The following is a 25,662-nucleotide window of genomic DNA, read 5'->3' on the forward strand; positions in this document are numbered from 1 at the left end:
ATAGAGTTCACAGGCATGTCCTCGCTTACAGACCGTGAGCCATGGCTTTGTCGATCAGCCAGTTCAGCGATGGGCCACGGTCACTGGTGACTTCCACCGGGCGGCCGGCGTAGGTGCTGTCCAGCGGTGCGTCGGGCTTGATCTGCACACGGATGTCAGAGGACAGGTCGGCGCTGTTCAGGCTGGTGCTGCTGACGATGGTGCCGGTGCGAACCTGTTCTTCGTCGGCGACCTGGAAGCTCACCGGGGTACCTGGGCGCACATCACCGAACTGGCGATAGCTGAAGCGCGCTTCCACATTGGCCTGGCTGCCGCGTGGCACCAGTTGGAAGATCACATCGCCCTTGCTGGCGTACTGGCCGTCGGCGACCAGTTGCTGGGCGACCACGCAGTCGCACGGCGAAGTCAGGGTGCCGGTCATTTGCTTGCCGAACAGCTCTTCAACCTTGGCCGGTTGCAGTTGGTCTTCGTCCAGGTGGCCCTTGAGTACGTCGAGCATACTGGTGCTGAACGTCGCCAGTGGCGCGCCCTTGGCCGCAACCGAATCACCTTTGAGCAGGCTCTGCACGGTGCCGTCACGGGGCATGGTCACGTTCATGCCCGGTACGCTGACGAGGCCGGCCTGGGCGTGGCTGACGAAGTACATGCCGTAGAGCGACTTGACCACAAAGCCGAAGGCTGCCAGGCCGACCAAAAAGATCGCCAGGCTGAATGTCACGGCGCGCAGGCGACCGAACGCAGTCATGCCGCTGCCGCCGTCCTTGACCTTGCGTGCCTTGGTGAAGTTGTCGCGTTGCAGGGTCGCGAGTACGTCGCCCATGGTCACGATGTCGCCGGACAGGTGCGAAGTGATCAGGTGACGCAGGGTAGAAATATCCTGGGCATCGAGGTTCTGAAACTGGCAGCCGGTGCGGCCGGTCTGGCGGTCGTAGGAGCGGATCTGCAGCTCCACGTCCATGGCCAGGCCGAGGTTGTCGATCACGAACTGCAGGCGGCCCTTGTGCACTTGGCCGATGGTGAGCGGCTGGGTGGCGGTGAAGGCCAGGCCGCCGGCGGACAGGTCGATAACCTTTGCTTCGGTCGGCGTGCGGTCACTGTTGAAGAAGCGCAGCTTGGCCGGGATTTTCACCCGGGCGTGTTGGCGCTGGGCTTCGGATTCGTGGACAACGTTGGCGTTTACTTGGCTGTTCATAGTATTCGGTTTCCTAGTTAATTCAGGCTTGGCAGGGTCAGACCATCATCAGCAACACGGCAACGAAGATGCTGCCGGCGGAGAAGGTCATGGTCCGAGACGACCAGGTGTTGAACCAACGTTGAAAGCTGGCCAAATCGCGGGTCAGTTTGGTGTCCTGGCGGGTCCAGGACTGTTGATCAAGGCGGAAGAACACGTAGATCTTCACCAACGCGCCCATGATCTGGTTGTAATAGAGAATCAGCGGGTAGGCCGGGCCGATCTTGTGGCCGGAGCACGACAGCAGCAGGGTGAGGATCAGGCGGGTGATGCCGATCCACAGCAGGTAGGCGAGGATGAAGGCGCCGCCGTACTTGAAAGTGGCAATCATCGCTACGGTCAGGCCGAGCAGGGAGGTCCACATCGACACGCGCTGGTCGAACAGCACCACGCTGGTGAACAGGCCCAGGCGACGCACGCCCAGGCCGAGGGCACGGGAGTTCTGGCGCAAGTTGTTGCCGTACCAGCGGAACATCAGTTTGCGGCTGGCCTTGATAAAGCTCTTTTCCGGCGGGTGTTCCACGGTGTTGATGGCGGCGTCCGGCACGTAGAAGGTGTCGTAGCCCAGGCGCATCAGGCTGAACCAGCTGGACTTGTCATCGCCGGTGAGGAACTTGAAGCGGCCCAGGCGCCAGTGTTGCAGCGAGTCGCTTTCCACATCGGCGATAAAGCCCGGGTCAGTCACTACGCTGGCGCGGAATACCGACATGCGCCCGGTCATGGTCAGCACGCGCTTGGACAGGGCCATGGAGCACATGTTGATGTGGCGTTGGGCAAAGCGCAGCTTGTGCCACTCGCTCATGATGTAGCCGCCGCGCACTTCGCAGAATTCGTTGGTGGTCAGGCCGCCGACATTGCCAAACAGCTGGAACCACGGCACGGTCTTGCGCACGACGCCTTCGGCGAGCACGGTGTCGCCATCGATCACGGCTACAACGGCGCGGTCATCCGGCAAGTGGCGGGAGATGGCGCGGAAACCAAACGCCAGGCCGTCGCGTTTGCCGGTACCGGCGATGCGCACGAAGTCGAGCTTGACGTGAGCCGGCGGGTTGAGCTTTTCCCAAAGGCTTTTCACCAGCAGCTCATCGGACATTTCCACCAGCGAGCACACCACGGTGGTGGGAAAGCCGCAGTCGATGGCTTCACGAATCACCGAGCTGTAGACCTGTGCGGTGGTCAACGCATCGATACGAAAACTGGTGACCATCAGGAACACATGGGACGGGTCGGCGGCCTTGCCCAGCTTGCGCACTTTGCGGCGCAGGTGCGGGTACACCACGTAGAGAAACAGCATGCCGCGAAAGAAATGCGTCGCGCCCATCGAGTAGCGCCAGATACCCACAGCGCCAATCAGGAAAATAAAATTCTTCGATTGCGAATCGAAGGTACTCGCCGGCAACAGCAGGGCGAGACCCATCAGCAGGCTGAGAAAGAACAGCCAGCCGGCCGATTGCAGAAATACATGTTTTAACTTGGACATAAGCGTCATCCGCAAGGTGAGGAGGCTTCAGGCTGCAAGCGCTGGGGATAAAGCCACTGGCAGCCTGAAACTTGCCGTTGCTGTTACCAGCAAATACCTTCGGTACGGCCGCTCACGCTGGTGGCCTTGGACATGAAGCCCACCAGGTCGACCACTTGCTTGCCTTCCGGAGCGTTATGCGCCAGGGCACGGAACTTCTCGTCACGGTTACCGAGGATGATCACGTCGGAGTTGTTGATCACATCATCGAAATCCGAGTTGAGCAGGGACGACACGTGCGGGATTTTGCCTTCGATGTAGTCCTTGTTCGCGCCGTGCACGCGGGCGTATTCGACGTTGCTGTCGTAGATGCTCAGGTCGTAGCCCTTGCCGATCAGCATTTCTGCCAGCTCTACCAGGGGGCTTTCACGCAGGTCATCGGTGCCGGCCTTGAAGCTCAGACCCAGCAGCGCAACTTTGCGTTTGTCGTGGCTGGAGACGATGTCGAAGGCGTTCTGTACCTGGGACTCGTTGCTGCGCATCAGCGAGTTGAGCAGCGGTGCTTCCACGTCCAGGGAGCCGGCGCGGTAGGTGAGGGCACGCACGTCTTTGGGCAGGCACGAACCGCCGAAAGCGAAACCTGGGCGCATGTAGTACTGGGACAGGTTGAGGGTCTTGTCCTGGCAGACCACTTCCATCACTTCACGACCGTCAACGCCGACGGCCTTGGCGATGTTGCCGATCTCGTTGGCGAAGGTGACTTTGGTGGCGTGCCATACGTTGCAGGTGTACTTGATCATTTCGGCAACGGCGATGTCCTTGCGGATGATCGGCGCGTCGAGTTCTTCGTACAGCGATTGCAGCACATCGCCGGAGGCTTTATCAAACTCGCCGATAACGGTCATCGGTGGCAGGTCGTAGTCGGCGATGGCAGTGGATTCACGCAGGAATTCGGGGTTGACCGCAACGCCGAAGTCGACGCCGGCTTTCTTGCCGGAGCAATCTTCCAGGATCGGGATTACCACGTTGGCGACAGTGCCCGGCAGTACGGTGCTGCGCACCACGATGGTGTGGCGGGTGGTCTTGTCACGCAGCACAAAACCGATCTCGCGGCATACCGACTCGATGTAGTTCAGTTCCAGGTCACCGTTCTTCTTGCTTGGCGTGCCGACGCAAATCATCGACAGGTCGGTATCGCGAATCGCCTCGGCGAAGTTGGTAGTGCCACGCAGTCGGCCCGTCTGGATACCCTGGCTCAACAGCTCGCCCAGACCCGGTTCAACAATCGGCGACTTACCGGCATTGATCAGGTCGATCTTTTCCTTGGAAATGTCTACGCCGACCACTTCGTGGCCACGGGCAGACAGGCAACCGGCACACACTGCGCCAACGTAACCCAAACCAAATATGCTGATGCGCATCGCAATTACCTCTTTGTTTAATTCATGCCATTAAATGGCCGGAGTTCATGTTTGCAAGCGTCACTGATGCCGCGAAAGTTAGGCGAATAGACGCCGACTTACCGCGTGCAGGCATGTTGAATAACGAGTGACTAACTATTGCACTCAAGTTGTGCGCAACGAGGCCTTATTATTGGGGCTTGCCCTGAAATGCAGCCGTGCTTCCTTGGAGGAAGGCTCCGGCGCCGGTGCGGCAAGGTTTTGATGCAGGCAAAATGCCTTTTTTATCAATGCCTTGTGTGTTTGCACGGGCTCATTTAGGTCAGCGCTGCCTTGGCCTGCAGGGGATAGCAATGCGTACTTATCGCCACCCTTAACTCGATCAGTTGATGTTATGACCATAGAACCAAAGTGTTTTATGACAACTTGGCTACTTCCGTTGGTCGCTATGTAAGTCATCTCTTACGTAAGCAGAGAATTTCGTTACCGGTGGTATGAGCGGTGCTTCAGGACGAAGTTCCGGGCCACTCATCCCCTTTCCCGAAATTTTTTGAAATATTAGAAAAGATGGCACTGGTACTATATTGATAGCACTTGCTATTTAGGCCAGTAGTTATGGGGAGTTGGTGCGAGGGGATAGTTTTGTGCCACTACCGTTTAAAAAAAGTGGTGCCACTACGAAAAAAACCGACGGGTGTCGAGTGAAGAAATCGTTAGGGTTGTGTCTGGATGTTTTTCTGGCGCCAAATAAATGACGATTGATGGGTGGAATGCAGGCAAAAAATGTGGGAGCTGGCTTGCCTGCGATAGCGGTGTATCAGCGACATGTGAGTCGGCTGACCCTCCGCTATCGCAGGCAAGCCAGCTCCCACAGTTGATGTTGGTGGCTGTACAGGCCTTATTCCGGTGCGTGATCGCGCAAAAACACCAGGTTATCCGGCTTGGATTGCTCCGCATTGAAGCGATAACCCTGCACATCGAACTGCTTGAGCCTGGCCGGATCGTTGATGCGTTCTTCAATCACAAAACGGCTCATCATGCCCCGGGCCTTCTTCGCGTAGAAGCTGATGATCTTGTACTGACCGTTCTTCAGGTCCTTGAACTCGGTATTGATGATCCGCGCGTTCAAGGCCGTGCGCTTGACTGCCGAGAAGTACTCATTGGAGGCCAGGTTAAGCAGCACATCGTCGCCTTGTTCGGCCAGGGCCTCATTCAACCATTCGCTGATGCGTGTGCCCCAGAACGCGTAAAGGTCCTTGCCGCGGGCGTTGGCCAGCTTGGTGCCCATCTCCAGGCGATACGGCATCATCAGGTCCAGCGGACGCAGCAGGCCGTACAGGCCCGAGAGCATACGCAGATGGTCCTGGGCATAGCTGAAATCGGCATCGCTGAAAGTCTCGGCATTCAGGCCGGTATACACATCGCCCTTGAACGCCAGCAGCGCCTGCTTGGCGTTGGCCGGAGTGAAGGCCGGCGTCCAGCTGCCGAAGCGCGCGGCGTTGAGGCCACCGATCTTGTCGGAGACGTGCATCAGCTCACTGATTTGCGCCGGGCTCAGTTCGCGCAGTTGCTCGATCAGTTCCTGGGAGTGGTCCAGGTACTGCGGCTGGGTGAAGCGCGCAGTGACCGGCTTGGACTCGAAGTCGAGGGTTTTGGCGGGGGAAATCACCATCAGCATGAAGTTGGCTCCTGGAATCGTGGGCGAGATTCTAGGGGTTGGGGCGTTTTGACTCCACCTATGATGGCGATAGATGCGATCCGCTATGATGGGCGGTAACTCTGTAGAGGGAGACCCCGTGTGCGATTAGCGCTTTTATTGTCCGCTTGCCTGCTGTGCCTGAATGCCCAGGCCGCGCCGGTGGATGTCGCCAGCCTGGACCGTGGTACCTGGCCGGAAAAACTCGCCAGCCCGGCGCTGTTCGATGTGGCTTCGCGGGCGGAGATCCTGATGTTCGCCCACGGCCTGCTCGCCAGCGAAGCCCTGGACGACGCGGCGCTCAAGCAACGGCTGGGTCTGAAGATCATCAACCTGGCCGCCATCGATGACCTGCGTCGCCAGCTCTGGCAACGGCTGTTGGAGAACTACACATTCGCCCAGCAGAGCTGCGAAGCAGATGCCTCGTTCTGCTACCTGGTGGAAAACATGGACGATCTGCGCGAGCAGGCCGGCAAGTTCGAGGTCAGTGACAACTCTTTCTATATAGGCTGGGCTGCCCCCAGTCGGCACTTTCATGAGCGCTATCTGGATGAGCTGCTGCGCAAGGCTGCGCTGTTTCCGCAGATCAGCAGTGAAGTGGCGCGCTTTGGCGATCATGAGCGCAATGGCGACGAGCTCAACGATCGCATGTTCCTGCTGACCTTCGACGGTGGCCCGGCGTTGATGGGCGGTAATACCGATTGGCTGACCGACTACCTGCGCAAGCAAAAGATGAACGCCGCGTTCTTCGCCCTTGGCAGCAGTTTGCAAGGCCGTGTGGAGCGCAGTTCTGTCTCGGATGTGCAGGCGCTGTATCAGGGGCAGTGCGTGGGTATCCAGGGGTGGCAATACCGTTCCCATAGCCATTGGGTTGACTGGCAAAGCTCCATCACCCGCAGCGCAGCGCTGGTGCAGAATCTGCTGCCGGAAAACTATGTGCCGCTGTTCCGTCCGCCCTATGGGCAGCGCCGTGCGGACAGCCAGGGCTTCTTCCAGCAACAGGGTTTGCAGGTGGCGTTATGGGACATCGATTCCCAGGACGAGCCGGGCAAGCTCAAGGCCGATGAGTCGGCGCAACGGGTGCTGACGTTGATGCTGCTATGGCGCAAAGGCGTGATCGTGTTTCACGACACCCAGGACAAGGCGCGGGTGGCATTGCCGATGGTATTGCAGGCAACGACGCAGAGTGGCTTGGGTTGGCAGGAGTGTCGCGAGGCATTTCGATGAAGTGCCCGGCTTTGCTGGCGATGGGGTGTTTTCGGGGTGATTTGCTACGACATTTCGATGCAGGCGGACTTCCGACTTTAACGGGGTACATGGCACTCGGCTAGTGCTATTCGTCATCCTGAAAAATAAACTTCAAAAAAACGTCAAAGTGCTTTTTCCTGTCATGGGTTTTGCGGTATTACGAAGTCAGATCGCCGAAACCTGCAGCACAGGTGGCGTCTTCCAAGACTCCTCCTGTGGGCACTGCACTTGACCTTGTTCAAGGTGCAATCGGTGGTCGAATCGAGGCGCAGCACCGCCCAGGTATTGCGTCGAATGGCTCCCACAAAGGTGACCGAGTATGGATGATCATGGACGTAACCCTTCTTCCGACCAGCCAATCCTTTATGTGCTTGATACCAACGTATTGATCCACGATCCAAACGCACTGCTGAACTTCGAAGAACACCACGTCGCCATCCCGATGATCGTGCTTGAGGAGCTCGACAAACTCAAAAGCGGCCACCACAGCGTTGCCGCCGAATGCCGCCAGGCCATCCGCCTGATCGACAAGACCCTGGGTGAAGCCTCGCCCGAGGACGTTGAAGTCGGCGTACCGATCCAGCGTGGCAAGGGCGGCCCGAAGGGCTTGCTGTCGATCCTGATGAGCAAGCGCAGCGAGCCCAACAGCCTGCTGCCGGAAAACCTGAACGACAACAAAATCATCAACCAATTGATCGACCTGCACGCCCGCGACAAGGACCTGCGCGTGGTGCTGGTGACCAAAGACATCAATATGCGCCTCAAGGCACGAGCGTGTGGGATCGCTGCCGAGGACTACAGTACCGACCAACTGGTCGACGATGTGTCGATGTTGTCCCGTGGTTATCACATGATGACCGGTTCGTTCTGGGACCGTGTGAGCAAGGTCGAAACCCGTCAGGACCACGGCCGCACCTGGCATCAGGTACAGCTGATCGACAACCTGCCGGCCGTGCATATCAATGAGTTTATCGTCGATGAACAGGGCTTCGTGGGCTGGATCAAAGAGATCCAGGTCGACAAGTTGCTGATCCTCGACCTGCATCAGGAACCCCTGTTGCACCAGGAAGCCTGGGGCCTGAAACCGCGTGATATCTACCAGAGCCTGGCGCTGTATGCGCTGCTCGATCCGGACATTCACCTGGTCAACCTGACCGGCGCCGCAGGTTCGGGCAAAACCATCCTGGCCCTGGCCGCCGCCATCGAACAGACCATGGTCACCAAACGCTATCGCCGCATCATCGCCACCCGCAGCGTGCAGGGCCTGGACCAGGAAATCGGCTTTCTGCCCGGTACCGAGGCGGAAAAAATGGAGCCGTGGCTGGGGGCGATTACCGACAACCTCGAAGCCTTGCACATGGATGACGAAAACACCCATGGCAGCGTCGACTACATCCTCAGCAAAGTGCCGTTGCAGTTCAAATCCCTCAACTACATCCGAGGTCGCAGCTTCCAGCAGAGCCTGATTCTGATCGATGAATGCCAGAACCTCACACCGCACCAGATGAAAACCATCATCACCCGTGCCGGCGCCGGTTCCAAAGTGGTGTGCCTGGGCAACCTGGCGCAGATCGACACCCCTTACCTGTCCGCGACCAGCTCCGGGCTGACTTACCTGACGGAACGCTTCAAGGACTTCCCGAACGGCGTGCACATTGCGCTGCAAGGGGTACCGCGTTCGATCCTGGCTGAATACGCCGAGTCCCATCTGTAACTACGCTGAACCCGCTGCGAAAAGCCCTGGATTTTTCACGAAATCCGGGGTTTTTGTTATGTGCGACATTTGCCTGCGTTAACGCGTCCTGGGTGCTTGTGGTTTCTGTAATTATTTTGTTACATTTTTTCTGCGGTAAAAACAATAAGAACACTGCTTGACCCCGTCGGAACGCCACCTCCTTGATTCGACGAACGCTTGGAAAACCTGTCCAGGGTTTTCACCGTGACCCTGCCTATTACAAAAGCCCGAAACACCGCTCATTGATGACGCACATATCCAAAGGGAAAGGAAAATGGACGTAGCAGGTAATGGCTTCACTGTGTCGCAACGCAATCGTACCCCCCGTTTCAAGACCATCCCCCTCACACCCATAGCACTCGGCCTGGCGTTATGGCTGGGCCACGGTTCCATGGCCAGGGCAGACGATAACCCTTACACCCCGCAGGTATTGGAGTCGGCGTTCAGGACAGCCGTCGCCTCATTCGGCCCTGAGACTGCCGTGTACAAAAACCTCAGGTTTGCCTACGCGGATATCGTCGATCTCGCGGCCAAGGATTTCGCCGCCCAGTCCGGCAAGTTCGATTCGGCCCTCAAGCAAAACTACGAGCTACAACCCGAAAACCTGACCATCGCCGCCATGCTCGGCGACACCCGGCGGCCACTGGACTATGCCTCGCGCCTGGACTACTACCGCAGCCGGCTGTTCAGCAACAGCGGCCGTTACACCACCAATATCCTCGACTTTTCCAAAGCCATTATCGCCAACCTGCCGGCCGCCAAGCCTTACACTTACGTCGAGCCGGGCGTTAGCAGCAACCTCAGCGGGCAGTTGAACGCAGGCCAGTCCTGGGCTGGGGCAACCCGTGACTGGAGCGCCAACGCGCAAACCTGGAAGACCCCGGAAGCCCAGGTCAACTCCGGCCTGGACCGCACCAACGCGTATTACGCCTATGCCCTGGGCATCACTGGCAAGGGGGTCAATGTTGGCGTGCTGGACTCGGGCATCCTCACCGGACACTCCGAATTCCAGGGCAAGAACGCTCAGGGCCAGGACCGGGTGCAGGCGGTAACCTCCACGGGCGAGTACTACGCCACCCACCCGCGCTACCGCCTTGAAGTGCCCAGCGGCGAGTTCAAGCAGGGCGAACATTTCAGCATCCCAGGGGAATACGACCCCGCGTTCAACGACGGGCATGGCACAGAAATGTCCGGGGTGCTGGCCGCCAACCGCGACGGCACCGGTATGCACGGCATTGCCTTCGACGCCAATCTGTTTGTCGCTAACACCGGCGGCAGCGACAACGACCGCTACCAAGGCTCCAACGACCTCGACTACAACGCATTCATGGCCAGCTACAACGCCCTGGCGGCGAAGAACGTGGCGATCGTCAACCAGAGCTGGGGGCAGAGCTCGCGTAATGACGTGGAGAACCACTTCGGCAACGTCGGCGACAGCGCCGCGCAGAACCTGCGCGACATGACCGCCGCCTATCGCCCGTTCTGGGACAAAGCCCACGCCGGGCAGAAAACCTGGATGGACGCCATGGCCGATGCGGCCCGGCAAAACACGTTCATCCAGATCATCTCTGCGGGCAACGACAGCCACGGTGCCAACCCGGACACCAATGCGAACCTGCCGTTTTTCAAGCCGGATATCGAAGCTAAGTTCCTCTCCATCACCGGCTACGACGAGACCAGCGCCCAGGTCTACAACCGTTGCGGTACCTCCAAGTGGTGGTGCGTGATGGGCGTGTCGGGCGTCCCGTCCGCCGGCCCCGAGGGCGAAATTATCCCGAATGCCAACGGCACCTCGGCCGCCGCGCCGAGCGTTTCCGGAGCCCTGGCGTTGGTGATGCAGCGCTTCCCCTATATGACGTCCAGCCAGGCGCGGGACGTGTTGCTGACCACCTCCAGCCTGCAGGCGCCGGATGGCCCGGACACGCCGGTTGGCGAGCTGACCGGAGGCCGCACCTATGACAACCTGCAACCGGTGCATGATGCCGCGCCGGGTGTCCCACAAGTACCAGGTGTGGTCAGTGGCTGGGGCTTGCCCAACCTGCAAAAAGCTATGCAAGGGCCGGGGCAGTTCCTCGGTGCGGTAGCAGTGGCGTTGCCCAGCGGTACCCGCGATATCTGGGCCAACCCGATTTCCGATGAGGCCATTCGCGCCCGTCGCGTAGAAGACGCTGCCGAACAGGCGACCTGGGCCGCCACCAAGCAGCAAAAAGGCTGGCTCGATGGCCTGCCCGCCAATGCCTCGGCCGACGATCAGTTTGAATACGACATTGGTCATGCCCGGGAGCAGGCAACACTCACCCGCGGCCAGGACGTGCTCACCGGCAGCACCTACGTCGGTAGCCTGGTCAAGTCCGGGGATGGCGAGTTGGTGCTGGAAGGCCAGAACAGCTATTCGGGCAGTACTTGGGTGCGCGGAGGCAAATTGTCGGTGGACGGCGCATTGACCTCTGCCGTGACGGTAGATAGCAGCGCCGTAGGCACGCGCAATGCCGATAACGGCGTGATGACCACACTGGGCGGCACCCTGGCCGGCAACGGCACGGTGGGCGCCTTGACCGTCAACAACGGTGGGCGAGTGGCCCCGGGGCATTCGATTGGCACACTGCGCACCGGCGATGTCACGTTCAACCCGGGTTCGGTGTATGCCGTCGAAGTCGGGGCCGATGGCCGCAGCGACCAGTTGCAGAGCAGCGGGGTGGCGACCCTCAATGGCGGTGTGGTGAACGTGTCCCTGGAGAACAGCCCCAACCTGTTGACCGCCACCGAGGCGCGCAGCTTGCTGGGCCAGCAGTTCAATATCCTCAGTGCCAGCCAAGGTATCCAAGGGCAGTTTGCAGCGTTTGCCCCCAACTACCTGTTCATTGGCACTGCGCTCAACTATCAACCGAACCAATTGACCCTGGCGATAGCCCGCAACCAGACCACCTTCGCCAGTGTCGCGCAAACCCGCAATGAGCGAGCGGTGGCGACGGTGGCCGAGACATTGGGCGCTGGCAGCCCGGTCTACGAAAGCCTGTTGGCGTCGGATTCCGCCGCCCAGGCGCGGCAGGGCTTCAAGCAACTTTCAGGGCAATTGCATTCGGACGTGGCCGCAGCGCAAATGGCTGACAGCCGCTACCTGCGTGAAGCGGTCAACGCTCGCCTGCAACAGGCGCAGGCACTGCACTCCAGCGCGCAGATCGACAGCCGTGACAACGGCGGTTGGGTACAGCTACTCGGTGGACGCAACAACGTCAGTGGTGACAACAACGCCAGCGGCTACTCCTCGTCCACCAGCGGCGTACTGCTGGGCCTGGACACCGAGGTGAACGACGGCTGGCGTCTGGGGGCGGCGACCGGTTACACCCAAAGCCACCTTAACGGCCAGTCGGCGTCGGCCGACAGCGACAACTATCACCTGTCGGTCTACGGCGGCAAACGCTTCGAGGCGATTGCCCTGCGCCTGGGCGGTGCCAGCACCTGGCACCGTCTGGACACTTCGCGTCGGGTGGCCTATGCCAATCAGTCGGACCATGCCAAAGCCGACTACAACGCGCGCACCGACCAAGTGTTTGCCGAGATCGGCTACACCCAATGGCGCGTGCTTGAACCCTTCGCCAACCTCACGTATCTGAACTATCAAAGCGACTCGTTCAAGGAAAAAGGCGGTGCTGCAGCCTTGCATGCCAGCCAGCAAAGCCAGGACGCGACGCTCTCCACCCTGGGCGTGCGTGGCCATACTCAGTTGCCACTCACGTCCACCTCGGCGGTGACCCTGCGCGGTGAGCTGGGGTGGGAGCACCAGTTTGGTGACATCGATCGTGAAGCTTCTCTGAAGTTTGCCGGAAGTGACACGGCCTTCGCCGTCAACAGCGTGCCTGTGGCGAGGGATGGCGCGGTGATCAAAGCCAGTGCGGAAATGGCCCTGACCCAGGACACCTTGGTGTCGTTGAACTACAGCGGCTTGCTCTCCAACCGAGGGAACAATAACGGCATCAATGCCGGGTTTACTTTCCGGTTCTAACCTTGAATGTAGGAGCGAGCAAGCTCGCTCCTACAGGATGGGATAAACAGCCCTGCGCAAATTTTGACCCACAGGTTTACAATCGCTGCTCCTGATCAGGAGTATTGCTGTGCTGACTCATCTCGATTCCCAAGGTCGCGCCCACATGGTCGACGTCACCGACAAAGCCGTGACGTTCCGTGAGGCCGTGGCGCAAGCGCGGGTGCGCATGCTGCCCGCCACCCTGCAAATGATTGTCGACGGCGCCCACCCCAAAGGCGACGTGTTTGCCGTGGCCCGCATTGCCGGGATCCAGGCAGCGAAAAAAACCAGTGACTTGATCCCTCTGTGCCACCCGTTGATGCTCACCGGCGTCAAGGTGGAGCTGAGTGCCGACGGTACAGACGCGGTTCGTATCGTGGCGCGCTGCAAACTCTCCGGGCAGACCGGCGTTGAGATGGAAGCCCTGACCGCCGCCAGCGTCGCCGCACTGACGATTTACGACATGTGCAAGGCGGTGGATCGCGGCATGACCATTGAGAGTATTCGCCTGCTGGAAAAGCTGGGCGGTAAGAGCGGGCATTTCAAGGCGGATGAGCAATGAGTATCAACGTACTGTTTTTTGCGCGCTACGCCGAAGCGGTGGGCTTCGATTCGCTGGAGATGGAAGGTGAGTTTGCCACTGTTGACGCCGTGCGCCTCGCGCTGGCTGCTGATCCGGAATTCGCCGTGCTCAACGAAGCGAGCCTGATGTGTGCGCGCAACGAGGAGTTGTGCAGCCTGGACGAGCCGGTGCAAGCCGGCGATGAAGTCGCCTTCTTCCCACCCGTGACCGGAGGCTGATCATGGCCATTCGTGTGCAGGTCGAAGCCTTTGATCCAGGTGCCGAAGTCAACGCCATGCACGCGGCCAACGTGGGCGTGGGCGCGGTGGTGAGCTTTGTCGGCTATGTACGCGACTTCAATGACGGGCGCGAGGTGTCGGGGATGTTTCTTGAACACTACCCCGGCATGACCGAAAAAGCCCTGGCCAAGATCGCCGTGGAAGCCGAACAGCGCTGGCCGTTGCTCAAGCTGGAGGTGCTGCACCGTATCGGCACGCTGGAACCGGGCGAGCCGATTGTGTTTGTCGGCGCGGCCAGTGCGCACCGGCAGGCGGCGTTTGATGCCTGCGCATTTGTGATGGATTACTTGAAGACGCGGGCGCCGTTCTGGAAGAAGGAAAACACCAGCGAGGGGCCGCGTTGGGTAGAAGGGCGCAGCAGTGACCACGCCGCAGCGGATCGCTGGAAGTAGCCAGCCAGACGCAGAAACCAATGTGGGAGCTGGCTTGCCTGCGATAGCATCACCTCGGCGTGACTGAAAAACCGAGGTGTCTGCATCGCAGGCAAGCCAGCTCCCACATTTTTTTTACCGCATTCCGGTATCAGGGGCGTTTGCGTTCTACAGCCCGCAGCAAGTGCGTCGGCGGCGTCTCACAGCTGATCTTGCGCCCCAGCAACGCCTCGATGGACGGCAGCTGGTACGAGTCATCTTCCCCTGCAAAGCTGATCGACACACCCGCTGCCCCGGCACGTCCGGTACGGCCAATGCGGTGCACATAGTCGTCCGGCACTTCCGGCAGGGTGAAGTTGATCACGTGGCTGATGCCGTCGATATGAATACCGCGACCGGCTACATCGGTAGCCACCAGCACGCGGATCTTGCCTTCACGGAAGCCTTCCAGGGTCTTGATGCGCTTGTGCTGCGGCACATCACCCGACAGTTGCGCAGCGTTGACGCCGTCGCGCACCAGGCGCTCTTCAATGCGGCGCACTTCGTCCTTGCGGTTGGCGAAGACCATCACGCGTTCCCAACCGTTGTCGTTGACCAGGTTGTAGAGCAGCTTGTACTTGTCGGCACCGGCGACGGCGTAGATATGCTGCTCGACGTTTTCGCTGGCAACGTTGAGTGCTTCGATCTCGACGATGGATGGGTCGGTGGTCCACTGCTTGGCGAGGTTCATCACGTCTTCGGTGAAAGTCGCGGAGAACAGCAGGGTCTGGCGCTCGGCTTTCGGCGGCGTCTGACGAATGATCTGGCGTACTTGCGGGATAAAGCCCATGTCGAGCATGCGGTCGGCTTCGTCCAGTACCATCACTTCGACCATGTCCAGGTGTACGTCGCCACGCTGGTTGAAGTCGAGCAGGCGGCCCGGGGTGGCGACGAGGATGTCGCAGTGACGGGCTTCAAGGTGCTTGAGCTGCTTGTCGAAATCCATGCCGCCCACGAACGTCATGACGTTGAGGCCGGTGTACTTGGTCAGGTCGGCGGCGTCCTTGGCGATCTGCACCACCAGCTCCCGGGTCGGGGCGATGATCAGCGCACGCGGTTCACCCATGTAGCGCTCTTTGGGCGGCGGCGTTTGCAGCAGTTGGGTGATGATCGAGATCAGGAACGCGGCGGTCTTGCCGGTGCCGGTCTGGGCGCGGCCGATGGCGTCTTTGCCCGCGAGGGTGAAGCCCAGCACTTGCGCCTGGATGGGCGTGCAGTACGGGAAACCCAGGTCCTGGATGGCGTGCATCAGTTCCGGGGCCAGTTTGAAATCGTGGAAGCGGGTCTTGCCTTCCTGGGGTTCGACGACGAAGTCTTCGAGTTTCCAGGGGGTCACGGGCGGCTTGGGCGCACGTTCGCGACGGGGCTTGGCCACAGGCGTCGGGGCGGGCTCGGCAGGCTTTACCTGTTCAGGCGGCGTCACCGTGGTTTTGCTCGGTGAGGCGGCGGGTGCGTTCCGGCCGGGCTGTTGACCGTCATTGCGGTTGCCGGGCTTGGGGGCAGGAGCACTGGGAACAGGCGCGAGCGGCTCAGCCTCGCTTTTGCCGAACATCTTCTTGAGTGCTTTGAGCACGGTCATCTCATTAATTGGTTAAGGAATGTACGCCGGCCAGTGTAATGCAAGAATCGAGCGCGGCGTAGTGCGTCTGTCATACGGCTACATAAACACGGGGTTCAGCGCAGGCGTTCAGTCAGCCAGGTGCCAATATCGTGTATCTCTTGGGGTAACACTTCGTGGCCCATTGGGTATTCCTGCCATGTCACGGTGACACCACGGCCCTTCAAATGCTCATAGGCGCTGCGGCCCATGGCGTTTTGTACCACTTCGTCGTACTGGCCGTGCAGGCACAGCGTGGGGATGCGTTGCTGGCTGGCGGATAATTCCAGCTCATTATCGAAGGTGGGCGCATAGGTGGAGAGGGCGATCACACCGCCCAAGGGGCCCTCCCATTTCTTAAACGCGGTGTGGAAGACCACCGCGCCACCTTGAGAAAAACCGGCGAGGAAAATTCGCGAAGTGTCTATTCCGGTTCTCTGTTGCGCCTCGATCAGGTCGGTGACCATTTTTGCCGACGCTTCCAGTTCTTCCAGGCTGATCGAACGGGCCGGGCTCATGGCCTTGATGTCGTACCAGCTAGGCATCTCGTAGCCACCATTAATGGTCACCGGACGCGTAGGTGCCTGGGGCAAAACGAAGCGGGTGGTCAGCAGGGTTTCCTGCAGGGCTTCGGCCACCGGCAAGAAGTCGTAGCGATCGGCGCCCAGGCCATGCAACCAGATAACGCAGGCGTCTGCGGGCTTGGCGGGCTGAAGAATCAAGGGTTCGGTCATGTCTGCTCCATAGATGTGCGGGCGCTCCGATGAGGTGCGTCGGAACGGTGCGCAACAGGTTGATCTGTTAAGAGAATGTCGCAAGGCTGAATCTTTTGCCATGTAACCGCAGTTGCAGCCACTCGACCAAGACTCTGGTACGCGCCTTGCTATGTGTAGCTCGATGTCAGAACTCTCCTAGGACGGTAACACTATCAGTGACTGCCGCCTGTGGGAAAGCAACTGGAATTACCGCAAAAACCTCATGCTGCTTGGCCCCAAAAAAACCGGGTATCCGGATTAAGTGGTAGATGGAGCCCCCTTGCTCCTTCGAACCCTTAACTCTCCCAGAAGGTTGATAGATCGACGCCGTAGTTTTTCTCAGGCTCGGGAAGACCCATGCTGTAGGTCATGGTGGCCTTGCCCAGGAAGGGGGATTCCTTGATCTGCGGCACCTTCTTCTTGTGCTTGGTGGTGTAGAGCATCCGGGCCCGCATCACCTCGAATGAGTAGCCCCGGCCATCGCGGTTCTTGTCCTTGGCCAGCCGATTGATCGACTCCGTGAAGGCGTTGGTGATTGGGGTGTCGGTTTCGAAGTAGGCCAGCACCTCCTCGCGCCATCCGCTGACGGCGCTGACGAGATCCTTCCACACCTCTTTCTGCCCCTGTGGAATGTCGTCAATCCAGCGGGCCAGCGCCTTTTCGGCATCACGCCGGGTGGTGCTGTCCCAGATGTGGTAGAACCGCTCCTTGTGCTCGTAGGCCGCCAGGAGCTGAGGGAAGGCCCCTGTCCATGTCTCCATGATAAGCCGCTCGCGATCTGAAACGTCGTGGGCACGCTTCAGCAGGATCTTCCTATCGCCCTTGAGGGTCCGCCGCTGGTTTGGCTTCAGATCCTTCCTGAGTCCCTTACGCACCTTCTCCAGGGCTTCGTTGGCCATCCGCACCACATGGAACTTATCGACCACAATGCGAGCCTGCGGCAGTACCGCCTGGACAGCACGGCGGTAGGGTTTCCACATATCCATGCTGACGATCTCGACCTGGTGGCGCTCGGTCATGCTCATGAGGCGCCTCGTCACCGCGTCCTGCTGGCGACCGGGCAGCAGGTCCAGTAGGGTACGCTCCTCCAGGTTGGTCAGGATGCAGCGGTAGCGGCGGTTCAGGTACAGCTCGTCGATCCCCAGGCAGCGGGGTGTCTCGAAACGATGCCAGGCTGCCAGGAACTCAGCCTTCTTCTTGAATATCTCGCGGACAGTCTTCTCGTCGAGGCCCGTGGTATCAGCCACGTAGGTGTAGGGGTGATTGAAGGCTTCCTTCTCGACGTGGTTGTAAAGCCTCCGCGTCATGCGGTGATCGTCTACCATTTCCGGAAGAGCTGGCCGGAACGTCCTTCCACACGCCCGGCAGGTGTAGCGGCGACGGACCACCCAGAGGGTGACCCGCTTTCCGTGGATGGGTAGGTCGCGATAGGCCACATCGCGCTTGCCGAACCTGACAAACTCACTCTCAACGCCGCATTCCTCGCAAGCTAGAGGCTCAGGAGCTTCGACCTGGTAGTGGAGATCATGCTCTTCCATCTTGGTGCCTAGGACGTGGTACTCGGGAAGGTGAAGGATGTTGTCAGGCAAGCTAGTCATGCAAACTTTCCTTGTCGACATGGTCCATAGATGATCGCGACTCTTTGACCGCGTTGTTTTCAACGAACTGAAGGTGAGTTACTCCCTTGGGTCTTCTGCTTCTCTGAGCCCTTCATGCAATGACGCAATTAGCGGGCAAGTGATATTGCCTTGTTGTGCATGGCATCTGTCGACCATTTCGCTCAGCACCTTCTCGGGGAGCCCGCAGAATTCGGAAAAAATCGTACGCTAAGGTTTTCCGGGCATTCGCAACGGTCGGAACTTCCCGTCCTCCAGCCTGCGGCTCTGCCGCCAGACGTAATCGCCGGTCAGGTTAATGTGCTCCCAGCCCAGCGGCGACAGGTATTGCAGCAGTTCGCCGTCCACCGGCTTGCCCGTGTCGCACATCGCATGGGTGGCGCGCTCTAGGTACACCGTGTTCCACAGCACGATGGCCGCCGTCACCAGGTTGAGGCCGCTGGCCCGGTAGCGCTGCTGCTCGAAGCTGCGATCCCTGATTTCCCCAAGGCGGTTGAAGAACACCGCCCTGGCCAGCGAGTTGCGCGCCTCGCCCTTGTTCAGCCCGGCATGCACCCGGCGGCGCAGCTCAACACTTTGCAGCCAGTCCAGAATGAACAGCGTGCGTTCGATCCGGCCCAGCTCGCGCAGGGCCACGGCCAGGCCGTTCTGGCGCGGGTAGCTGCCGAGCTTGCGCAGCATCAACGAGGCGGTGACCGTGCCCTGCTTGATCGAGCTGGCCAGGCGAAGGATGTCGTCCCAATGGGCGCGGACGTGCTTGATGTTCAGGCTGCCGCCGATCAGCGGGCGCAGCGTCGGGTAGGTCTGCGCGCCCTGCGGCACATACAGCTTGGTTTCGCCGAGGTCGCGGATGCGCGGCGCGAAGCGGAAGCCCAGCAGGTGCATCAGCGCGAAGACGTGATCGGTGAAGCCGGCCGTGTCAGTGTAGTGCTCCTCGATCCGCAGGTCGGACTCGTGGTACAGCAGACCGTCGAGCACATAGGTGGAATCTCGCACGCCGACATTCACCACGCGGGTGCTGAACGGCGCGTACTGGTCGGAGATATGAGTGTAGAACAGCCGTCCCGGCTCGCTGCCGTACTTCGGGTTGACGTGCCCGGAGCTCTCGCCACGGCCGCCAGCGCGGAAGCGCTGGCCATCGGAGGATGAGGTGGTGCCGTCGCCCCAGTGGGCGGCGAAGGCATGGCGGTACTGGTGGTTGACCAACTCGGCCAGGGCTGCCGAATAGGTTTCGTCGCGGATATGCCAGGCTTGTAGCCAGGACAGCTTGGCGTAGGTCAGGCCGGGGCTCGACTCGGCCATCTTGGTCAGCCCGAGGTTGATCGCATCGCCGAGGATCGCGGACAGCAGCAACGTCCGGTCTTTGGCCTCGGCACCGTCCTTCAGGTGGGTGAAGTGGCGGCTGAATCCCGTCCAGTCGTCCACGTCCATCAGCAGTTCGGTGATCTTGATGCGCGGCAGCAGCTGGCTGGTCTGGTCGATCAGCGCCTGCGCCCGATCCGGCACCGCCGCATCCAGTGGGGTGATCTTGAGCCCGGACTCGGTGAGGATGGCGTCGGGCAGCTCGTTGTCCTTGGCCAGCTGGGTGACGGTGGCCAACTGTTCGTCCAGCAGCTGCAAGCGCTCTTCCAGGTACTGGTCGCTGTTCGGGTTGATCGCCAGGGGCAGGGCCTGCGCACGCTTGAGCGCGGCGAACTTATCTGCTGGCAGCAGGTAGTCGTCGAAGTCGCGGAACTGCCGAGAACCTTTGACCCAGATGTCGCCAGAACGCAGGGCGTTCTTCAGCTCGGACAGGGCGCAGATTTCGTAGAAGCGCCGGTCGAGGCCTTCCGGGGTGATCACCAGTGGCTTCCAGCGCGGCTTGATGAAGGCGGTGGGGGCATCGGCCGGGACCTTGCGCAGGTTGTCGGCGTTCATCTCGCGCAGCGTCTGCACGGCTGCTAGCACGCCCTGCGCGGCCGGGGCGGCGCGCAGCTCCAGTACCTCCAGCAGGGCCGGTGTGTAGCGGCGCAGGGTGGCGAAGTTCTCGCCGACCAGGTGCAGGTGGTCGAAACCCTCGGGCCGGGCCAGCAGCTCGGCCTCGCTGACGCTCTCGGTGAACTCGTCCCAGGGAATCACCTCCTCGATGGCAGCATAGGGATCGCTGCCGCTTTCCTTGGCCTCCAGCAGAGCCTGGCCGATCTTGGAGTACAGGCGCACCTTGTCGTTGATCGCCTTTCCCTGCTTCTGGAACTGCTGCTGATGCTTGTGCTTCGCGCTGCTGAACAGCTTGACCAGGATGCGGTCGTGCAGATCCACCAGCTCATCAATCACGGTTGCAGTGCTCTCCAGTACCACGGCGGCCAGGGTCGCGTAGCGCCGCTGCGGCTCGAACTTGCCGAGGTCTTTGGGCGTCATCTGCCCACCCTCGCGGGCCAGCTTGAGCAGGCGGTTCTGGTGGATGTGCCGGCCCAGGCCTTCGGGCAAGTCCACCAGCTGAAATGTCTTCAGCCGCTCGATGTGTTCGAGCATGTGCCGGGAGTTGGGTTTCAGCGGTGCCTGCCTCAGCCAGGTCAACCAGGTGATGTTGCTCCCGGCCTTCAGCTTCAACAGCTCGTCCAGCTTGGCCCGATGCGAGTCCGTGAGTGGATCGACCAGAGCGCGGTAGACCCGCCGATTGGCCCGCGCCATGGCTTCCGAGCAGGCCCGGTCGATCACACTCAGCGCCGGCAGGATACGCCGCTTCTGCCGCAGGCTCTCCAGCGCCTGACCGGCCAGCAGCAAGCCCTTGTCGGTCTGCTGGGCCAACTCGGTCAGCTCGCGCACCAGGGCGCGGAAGTCGGACAGGCCGAACGGGGCCAGTTGCAGGTAAGTGCGCAGTTCCTGGGCGTGCTCGCGGCGGGTCACGTCGCGCTCGCCATATTTCGCCCAGCTTGCCGGGTCGGCCTGGACTTGCTTGGCCACCCATAGGATGACCGGCTCGGGCGGCGCGCTGTCGGTGCCCAGCGCGTAGCCGGGGTAGCGCAGCAGGCAGAGCTGTACCGCGAAGCCCAGACGGTTGGCGTCGCCGCGCCGCTGGCGGATCAGCGACAGGTCGGAGTCGTTGAAGGTGTAGTAGCGGATCAGGTCATCCTGGCTTGCCGGCAGCGCGAGCAGGGTGTCCCGCTCCGTGGCCGAGAGGATCAAGCGACGCGGCATGTATCAGTCGTCCGTGCGGAGGTACTGGTAGAGGGTTTCCCGGCTGATGTTGAACTCGCGGGCGAGCTGCGCCTTTGGTTCCCCCGTAGCCGCTCGCTGCCGCAGGGTAGCAGCCTGCTCGTCGGACAGGGCCTTCTTGCGGCCCCGGTACGCACCGCGCTGTTTGGCCAGGGCGATACCCTCGCGCTGCCGCTCACGGATCAGGGCGCGCTCGAACTCGGCGAAGGCCCCCATCACCGACAGCATCAGGTTGGCCATGGGCGAATCCTCGCCCGTGAAGACCAGCCCCTCCTTCAGGAACTCGATGCGCACGCCGCGTTGGGTCAGGTTTTGCACCAGCCGGCGCAGGTCATCGAGGTTTCGGGCCAGGCGATCCATGCTGTGCACCACCACGGTGTCACCCTCACGGACGAAGCTCAGCAGCGCTTCGAGCTGGGGGCGCTGAGTGTCCTTGCCGGAGGCCTTGTCGGTGAACACCTTGCTCACCTCGGTCTGTTCCAGTTGGCGTTCAGGGTTCTGCTCGAAGCTGCTGACCCGAACGTAGCCGATGCGGTGCCCCTGCACGATGTCTCCTTGGTTGAAGGCGGCTTAAGTGCACTTTCTGTTCCGTTGCGCCTCAAAGCCAGTTTCTGTCAGGCTGAAATCTATAACCTTCGCGGGCATGTGTCACAAAATGCGGAAACGGACTCTATTCTGACTAAGCGGCGCGACCCTGCCTGACATCCGGTTAGGGTATACCTCAAATTGACACTGCGTATTCCAGAGAACGTGATGACGGAAGGTTGAACCTTCCGTCATAGCGCATCTGGTTTGGCCTCCCGTCAGCCAACCACGGGAAACACTGACTCGATCATTGGAGAATGGTCAGCTTGGCCTTGAGATCAATGGCTCTCGCGAAGTTGTGGTAATTCGGCGATGTTCGCTGCACCTGCGCGTGCAATGCTTTCAGCGCCGCCGAATCCGCCGACGACTCCATTTCGACCTCATACTCGACCTGGTCGTACCCTGGATTGATCCCAGGATCGATTCCAAGAAAACCTCTCAGATCGAGGCTTCCCTTCGTGCGGATAGTCAGCGATTGCAACTCGATGTTCATTGCCGCCGCATTTGCCGCGTAGGTTGCAGTCATGCATGCGTTCAACGCAGCCAGGATCAATTCTTGTGGATTAGCGGCCGTGTCGGTACCGAGCAATTCTGCCGGTTCGTCCGCGTCGATGACAAAGCCGCGCGCCAAGGCCGTGTCACCTAGTACGAGCGGCATGGTTCGCGCACGCGTCCGGGTGCCACCCTCCCAGGTTGTCACGACGCCGAACGTCGCGATGCCTGCGGCGGGCTTTGCTGCGACCTGATCTGCAAACTCACGCAATGCGCCGACGTTGATCCCGTTGCCGGGAGTTCCTTTAATGTTTGTGTTCATTTCTCGTTCCCCCATTATGTGTTACGCCCGGCCATCACGCCGCCGTCAACGTCCCAGATTGCGCCCGTCACCCATGCTGCCTTGTCCGACAACAGGAAGAGGATGACCTCGGCGACGTCTTGTGGCGTCCCAACCCTGCCGATTGGGTGGAAGCTGTTGAATCCCTGTAAGGCGCCATGAACCTCGGCCTTGGGTATGAATCCCTCGTAAATCGGCGTTTCGACAACCGCCGGAGAAACGGCATTGACCCTGATTTGTTTGGATGCCAGCTCCATCGCAAGGTGCTGGGTCAGCGAATGCAAACCTGCTTTTGCCATCGAATACGCGGACGACGGCGTAGCCGCAATCGCCTGCTTGCCCCACATCGAGCCGATGTTCACAATGGCGCCGGGACGCTCGCTGGCCACGAGATTGGCCACGACTTTTTGTGTGATGAAGAAGAACGCTTTATTCAACGTCAAATATTGTTCGTAATCACTTTCCGTGTGCTCAAGAAACGCCTTCGGGAAGAACACCCCAGCCGCGTTGACCAGAAGATTGATGTCCTTGTGGTGTTCATCGATGGTATGCAGGAGTCGCTTCACATCTTCGGCTCGCGAGAGATCGGCAGTCAGGGCGGTCACGGTGCCCAACGACGACAGCGCCTTGCGGGCCTCTTCGGCCTTGTCTTCACGGTGACCGACGATGACGACGCTTCCGCCTTGCTCAAGAACCATGCGGGCAGTTTGCAGTCCCATCCCGCTAGTGCCGCCGATGACCAACAACTTCTTGCCATTAAATTCAGTACTCATAATAATCTCCTTAACTACCAACTAAATGGTAGGGTTGTGTTGCAAAAAAAGTGCCGACCTCAGGTCAACACGGTGGAAAGAAAAGTGTTTCCAACTTCGGCCGGTCCGCGTGACGACCGCATGCCACGGCCCACCATCATCGAGCCTTCCAACGCGCACAAGAATGCCTCTGCGAGAGCCTCTGGGGTGGAATTCGAGGTGATCAGCGCGGCACGCTGACCATCGGCAACGACAAGAGTCAACCAGTCGAGATTGACTTTAAAGAATCGCTCGACCTCGCTCACAACGGCGTCCGGCAGCGAGTCCGACTCGGCACCCAACATGCCGCAGACACAAAGGCGCCGGTCCTTGGCGAAGGTGCGTTCGAAAAGTGCCGCATACGCAGTTAGCCTGTCAGGCGCTTTCGCATGCTGCCCTTCGATGCTCAGCAACTCCTCACGAAACCGGTGCGTGTAGCGCTGTGCGACCACGGCCACGAGTTCACCCTTCTTGGGAAAGTGGTGGTGGATACTTGGTTTTTTGATGCCTACCAACTGGGCCACGTCGTCGTATGAGAAGCCGTTGTAGCCGTGCTGCTGTACCAACCCTTCAGCGGCATCGACCACCCGCTCGGCGGTCGGCGAGATTTCGGAGAAATGCTTCATGCAAGCGCCTCATTTGATTCGGCGACTGGCAGGTGGCCTGTCTTGACCAGGATGGTGCAGCCTGTATTGCTGAAGGGACGGTGAGCACTCAAATGCGGACTGCGCATCCATGTGCCGGTAGGGTAGCTTCCGAACTCATCCTCAAAGACGCCTTCCAACACATAGATTTCTTCACCGCCGTAGTGACGATGCGAATTGAATCGTGTCCCCGGGGCCCAGCGCACCAAAGCCGTATGTTGTGTGTCGAACTCAGAAAGTGGCATCACCGACAGACCCGGCACGAGGCCTGGAAACCAGGGGCCGTTACGGGTGTCGACCACGGTGCGTTGGCTGTCGGCTAGATCAAGATGGCGCAGCTTGACGAACAACGTGCAACCCGTCGCGGAGCTCGGTGCATGCGAAGAACCTGGTGGATTCTTGATGTAAGTCCCAGGCCCGAAGGTCCCGGATTCGTCGCTGAATTCGCCGTCCAGGACCAGAATCTCCTCGCCCAAGTCGTGCTTATGATTTTCAAAAGCGGAGCCCGGCGCGTATCGCACGATCGAGGTGGCACGCGCCACTTCGTCGCCATCACGCTCCAGTAACTGGCGTTGAATCCCGGTCGCTGGCGAATCGACCCACTGTAAGCTTGAAGGCTCGACGACAACACGCTGCGAAAGATCTGAATTGAGTTTCATGGCTTTATTTCATCTACCGACTACTTGGTAGGTAAGTTATAAGATCCCGATTTGTTTGTCAAATAGCTTTCGCCATTTTCTTTCATCCATTGAAAAAACAATGAATTGGTTACAAGAACTCGCGAAGCTTAGCGTACGATTTTTTCCGAATTCTCTATCGTCCCCTTCTCAATTCTTTCAAGCCTGTCGATCTTCTCGCGAACGTCCCCTAACTTGTGCTCTGCGAGAGCACTGGCTTCTTGACAGTGGGCGCCATCTTCCAGCCGAAGTAGGTCACTGATCTCATCCAGACTAAAGCCCAGCTGCTGCGCCGTTTTCACGAACGTCAACCTGTCGATATCGGCGGCACTATAGCGTCGAATACCTCCGGGAGGGCGTTCGGGCTCCGATAATAGCCCTCGTCGCTGGTAATAGCGGATTGTCTCGACATTGACGCCGGCCGCCTTGGCCAGGCCGCCAATGGTCATGGTGTCCGCCACTTTATCTGCATGTCTCTTCATGATGCTTGACTCCGTACCAAGCTACGGAAGTAACCTTATCGTAGCTCCCCCCATCCCGAAAGGAGAATCGTCAATGCGGACATCTAAAACGGGGCGAGGGCCCCTGGCCGCCGGAGGAGTCGCGGCCCTCCTGGCCTCGGCGTGTTGCCTCGGCCCGCTGGTGCTGATCACGCTGGGCGTTTCCGGCGCCTGGATCAGCAATCTGGCGGCGTTGGAGCCCTATCGCCCGCTCTTTATCGGCGTCGCGCTGGTGGCGATGTTCTTCGCCTGGCGTCGCGTCTTTCGGCCAGTGGAAAAGTGCCAGCCGGGAGAGGTGTGTGCCGTGCCACGGGTCAGGACGGGCTACAAGGCGATCTTCTGGCTCGTATCGCTGCTGGTGCTAATCGCCCTGGTATTCCCCTACATCTTGCCCCTGTTCTATTAA

20 protein-coding genes and 1 pseudogene are annotated in these 25,662 nt (G+C 60.0%); 7 read left to right on the forward strand and 14 right to left on the reverse strand.

Going from position 1 to position 25,662, the window contains the following annotated elements; all coding sequences use genetic code 11:
- Positions 1-25 precede the first annotated feature (25 nt).
- The 4 genes from RHM69_RS26780 to yaaA form a co-directional block, all read right to left on the reverse strand.
- Complete coding sequence (locus RHM69_RS26780) at positions 26-1,192, reverse strand: alginate biosynthesis protein Alg44 (protein WP_014717008.1); 1,167 nt, start codon at positions 1,190-1,192, stop codon at positions 26-28.
- Positions 1,193-1,229: 37 nt separating this feature from the next.
- A complete protein-coding gene (gene alg8 / locus RHM69_RS26785) occupies positions 1,230-2,711 on the reverse strand; it encodes a mannuronan synthase (RefSeq protein ID WP_003188740.1) in 1,482 nt (493 codons plus the stop codon).
- Positions 2,712-2,794: 83 nt separating this feature from the next.
- Positions 2,795-4,111: a nucleotide sugar dehydrogenase gene (locus RHM69_RS26790; RefSeq protein ID WP_014717010.1), complete on the reverse strand. Its 1,317-nt coding sequence runs from the start codon at positions 4,109-4,111 to the stop codon at positions 2,795-2,797.
- Positions 4,112-4,988: 877 nt separating this feature from the next.
- Positions 4,989-5,768 carry a peroxide stress protein YaaA gene (yaaA, locus tag RHM69_RS26795; RefSeq protein WP_032903347.1) on the reverse strand — a complete coding sequence of 260 codons (780 nt, stop codon included), beginning with the start codon at positions 5,766-5,768 and terminating at the stop codon, positions 4,989-4,991.
- Positions 5,769-5,888: 120 nt separating this feature from the next.
- On the opposite strand from yaaA, the gene RHM69_RS26800 reads away from it, so the two are divergent.
- The 6 genes from RHM69_RS26800 to moaE all read left to right on the forward strand — a co-directional run bounded on the left by RHM69_RS26800 (position 5,889) and on the right by moaE (position 14,046).
- Complete coding sequence (locus RHM69_RS26800; protein WP_200599132.1) at positions 5,889-7,013, forward strand: polysaccharide deacetylase family protein; 1,125 nt, start codon at positions 5,889-5,891, stop codon at positions 7,011-7,013.
- A gap of 340 nt (positions 7,014-7,353) precedes the next feature.
- A complete protein-coding gene (locus RHM69_RS26805; protein WP_003188745.1) occupies positions 7,354-8,748 on the forward strand; it encodes a PhoH family protein in 1,395 nt (464 codons plus the stop codon).
- 295 nt (positions 8,749-9,043) lie between these two features.
- Positions 9,044-12,772 (forward strand): autotransporter domain-containing protein, encoded by a 3,729-nt coding sequence (locus RHM69_RS26810; RefSeq protein ID WP_106111011.1) that lies wholly within the window; start codon positions 9,044-9,046, stop codon positions 12,770-12,772.
- 109 nt (positions 12,773-12,881) lie between these two features.
- Positions 12,882-13,355 carry a cyclic pyranopterin monophosphate synthase MoaC gene (moaC, locus tag RHM69_RS26815; protein ID WP_014717015.1) on the forward strand — a complete coding sequence of 158 codons (474 nt, stop codon included), beginning with the start codon at positions 12,882-12,884 and terminating at the stop codon, positions 13,353-13,355.
- Positions 13,352-13,594 carry a molybdopterin converting factor subunit 1 gene (moaD, locus tag RHM69_RS26820; RefSeq protein ID WP_014717016.1) on the forward strand — a complete coding sequence of 81 codons (243 nt, stop codon included), beginning with the start codon at positions 13,352-13,354 and terminating at the stop codon, positions 13,592-13,594. The genes moaC and moaD overlap by 4 nt, the downstream gene beginning before the upstream one ends.
- Positions 13,595-13,596: 2 nt before the next feature.
- On the forward strand, positions 13,597-14,046 hold the full coding sequence (moaE, locus tag RHM69_RS26825; protein ID WP_014717017.1) for a molybdopterin synthase catalytic subunit MoaE: 450 nt from the start codon (positions 13,597-13,599) through the stop codon (positions 14,044-14,046).
- 130 nt (positions 14,047-14,176) lie between these two features.
- Here moaE and rhlB read toward each other — a convergent pair whose 3' ends face one another.
- The 10 genes and pseudogenes from rhlB to RHM69_RS26880 all read right to left on the reverse strand — a co-directional run.
- Positions 14,177-15,643: an ATP-dependent RNA helicase RhlB gene (gene rhlB, locus RHM69_RS26830; RefSeq protein ID WP_014717018.1), complete on the reverse strand. Its 1,467-nt coding sequence runs from the start codon at positions 15,641-15,643 to the stop codon at positions 14,177-14,179.
- 95 nt (positions 15,644-15,738) lie between these two features.
- Positions 15,739-16,395 (reverse strand): alpha/beta hydrolase, encoded by a 657-nt coding sequence (locus tag RHM69_RS26835; RefSeq protein ID WP_014717019.1) that lies wholly within the window; start codon positions 16,393-16,395, stop codon positions 15,739-15,741.
- Positions 16,396-16,712: 317 nt separating this feature from the next.
- Positions 16,713-18,014, reverse strand: coding sequence for an ISL3 family transposase (locus RHM69_RS26840; protein WP_034075637.1), 1,302 nt, complete (start codon positions 18,012-18,014; stop codon positions 16,713-16,715).
- A 228-nt stretch (positions 18,015-18,242) separates the two neighbouring features.
- Entirely contained in the window at positions 18,243-21,209 is a 2,967-nt protein-coding gene (locus RHM69_RS26850) for a Tn3 family transposase (protein ID WP_023103787.1), read from the reverse strand.
- Between the two features lie 3 nt (positions 21,210-21,212).
- Entirely contained in the window at positions 21,213-21,773 is a 561-nt protein-coding gene (locus RHM69_RS26855; RefSeq protein ID WP_003282175.1) for a recombinase family protein, read from the reverse strand.
- Positions 21,774-22,059: 286 nt separating this feature from the next.
- Positions 22,060-22,626 carry an OsmC family protein gene (locus tag RHM69_RS26860; protein ID WP_004574805.1) on the reverse strand — a complete coding sequence of 189 codons (567 nt, stop codon included), beginning with the start codon at positions 22,624-22,626 and terminating at the stop codon, positions 22,060-22,062.
- Between the two features lie 14 nt (positions 22,627-22,640).
- On the reverse strand, positions 22,641-23,417 hold the full coding sequence (locus RHM69_RS26865) for an SDR family NAD(P)-dependent oxidoreductase (RefSeq protein WP_004574804.1): 777 nt from the start codon (positions 23,415-23,417) through the stop codon (positions 22,641-22,643).
- A gap of 59 nt (positions 23,418-23,476) precedes the next feature.
- On the reverse strand, positions 23,477-24,061 hold the full coding sequence (locus RHM69_RS26870) for a TetR/AcrR family transcriptional regulator (protein WP_004574803.1): 585 nt from the start codon (positions 24,059-24,061) through the stop codon (positions 23,477-23,479).
- Complete coding sequence (locus RHM69_RS26875; protein WP_004574802.1) at positions 24,058-24,738, reverse strand: cupin domain-containing protein; 681 nt, start codon at positions 24,736-24,738, stop codon at positions 24,058-24,060. Before RHM69_RS26875 ends, RHM69_RS26870 begins: the two co-directional genes overlap by 4 nt.
- A 167-nt stretch (positions 24,739-24,905) precedes the next feature.
- Positions 24,906-25,238, reverse strand: a pseudogene (locus RHM69_RS26880) (MerR family transcriptional regulator); the annotation flags it as partial.
- 73 nt (positions 25,239-25,311) lie between these two features.
- On the opposite strand from RHM69_RS26880, the gene merT reads away from it, so the two are divergent.
- Entirely contained in the window at positions 25,312-25,662 is a 351-nt protein-coding gene (merT, locus tag RHM69_RS26885) for a mercuric ion transporter MerT (RefSeq protein ID WP_027965778.1), read from the forward strand.

The organism is Pseudomonas sp. CCI1.1 (assembly GCF_034348165.1).
GTDB lineage: Bacteria > Pseudomonadota > Gammaproteobacteria > Pseudomonadales > Pseudomonadaceae > Aquipseudomonas > Aquipseudomonas paracarnis.

Bases quoted from the DNA above. Each gene is read 5' to 3' on its own strand.
- RHM69_RS26810 (WP_106111011.1), top strand. From the start codon at position 9,044: ATGGACGTAGCAGGTAATGGCTTCACTGTGTCGCAACGCAATCGTACC.
- yaaA (WP_032903347.1), bottom strand. From the start codon at position 5,768: ATGCTGATGGTGATTTCCCCCGCCAAAACCCTCGACTTCGAGTCCAAG.
- RHM69_RS26875 (WP_004574802.1), bottom strand. From the start codon at position 24,738: ATGAAACTCAATTCAGATCTTTCGCAGCGTGTTGTCGTCGAGCCTTCA.
- RHM69_RS26835 (WP_014717019.1), bottom strand. From the start codon at position 16,395: ATGACCGAACCCTTGATTCTTCAGCCCGCCAAGCCCGCAGACGCCTGC.
- RHM69_RS26790 (WP_014717010.1), bottom strand. From the start codon at position 4,111: ATGCGCATCAGCATATTTGGTTTGGGTTACGTTGGCGCAGTGTGTGCC.
- RHM69_RS26840 (WP_034075637.1), bottom strand. From the start codon at position 18,014: ATGACTAGCTTGCCTGACAACATCCTTCACCTTCCCGAGTACCACGTC.
- RHM69_RS26780 (WP_014717008.1), bottom strand. From the start codon at position 1,192: ATGAACAGCCAAGTAAACGCCAACGTTGTCCACGAATCCGAAGCCCAG.
- alg8 (WP_003188740.1), bottom strand. From the start codon at position 2,711: ATGTCCAAGTTAAAACATGTATTTCTGCAATCGGCCGGCTGGCTGTTC.
- RHM69_RS26850 (WP_023103787.1), bottom strand. From the start codon at position 21,209: ATGCCGCGTCGCTTGATCCTCTCGGCCACGGAGCGGGACACCCTGCTC.
- RHM69_RS26870 (WP_004574803.1), bottom strand. From the start codon at position 24,061: ATGAAGCATTTCTCCGAAATCTCGCCGACCGCCGAGCGGGTGGTCGAT.
- merT (WP_027965778.1), top strand. From the start codon at position 25,312: ATGCGGACATCTAAAACGGGGCGAGGGCCCCTGGCCGCCGGAGGAGTC.
- RHM69_RS26805 (WP_003188745.1), top strand. From the start codon at position 7,354: ATGGATGATCATGGACGTAACCCTTCTTCCGACCAGCCAATCCTTTAT.
- moaD (WP_014717016.1), top strand. From the start codon at position 13,352: ATGAGTATCAACGTACTGTTTTTTGCGCGCTACGCCGAAGCGGTGGGC.
- RHM69_RS26860 (WP_004574805.1), bottom strand. From the start codon at position 22,626: ATGAACACAAACATTAAAGGAACTCCCGGCAACGGGATCAACGTCGGC.
- rhlB (WP_014717018.1), bottom strand. From the start codon at position 15,643: ATGACCGTGCTCAAAGCACTCAAGAAGATGTTCGGCAAAAGCGAGGCT.
- moaE (WP_014717017.1), top strand. From the start codon at position 13,597: ATGGCCATTCGTGTGCAGGTCGAAGCCTTTGATCCAGGTGCCGAAGTC.
- RHM69_RS26865 (WP_004574804.1), bottom strand. From the start codon at position 23,417: ATGAGTACTGAATTTAATGGCAAGAAGTTGTTGGTCATCGGCGGCACT.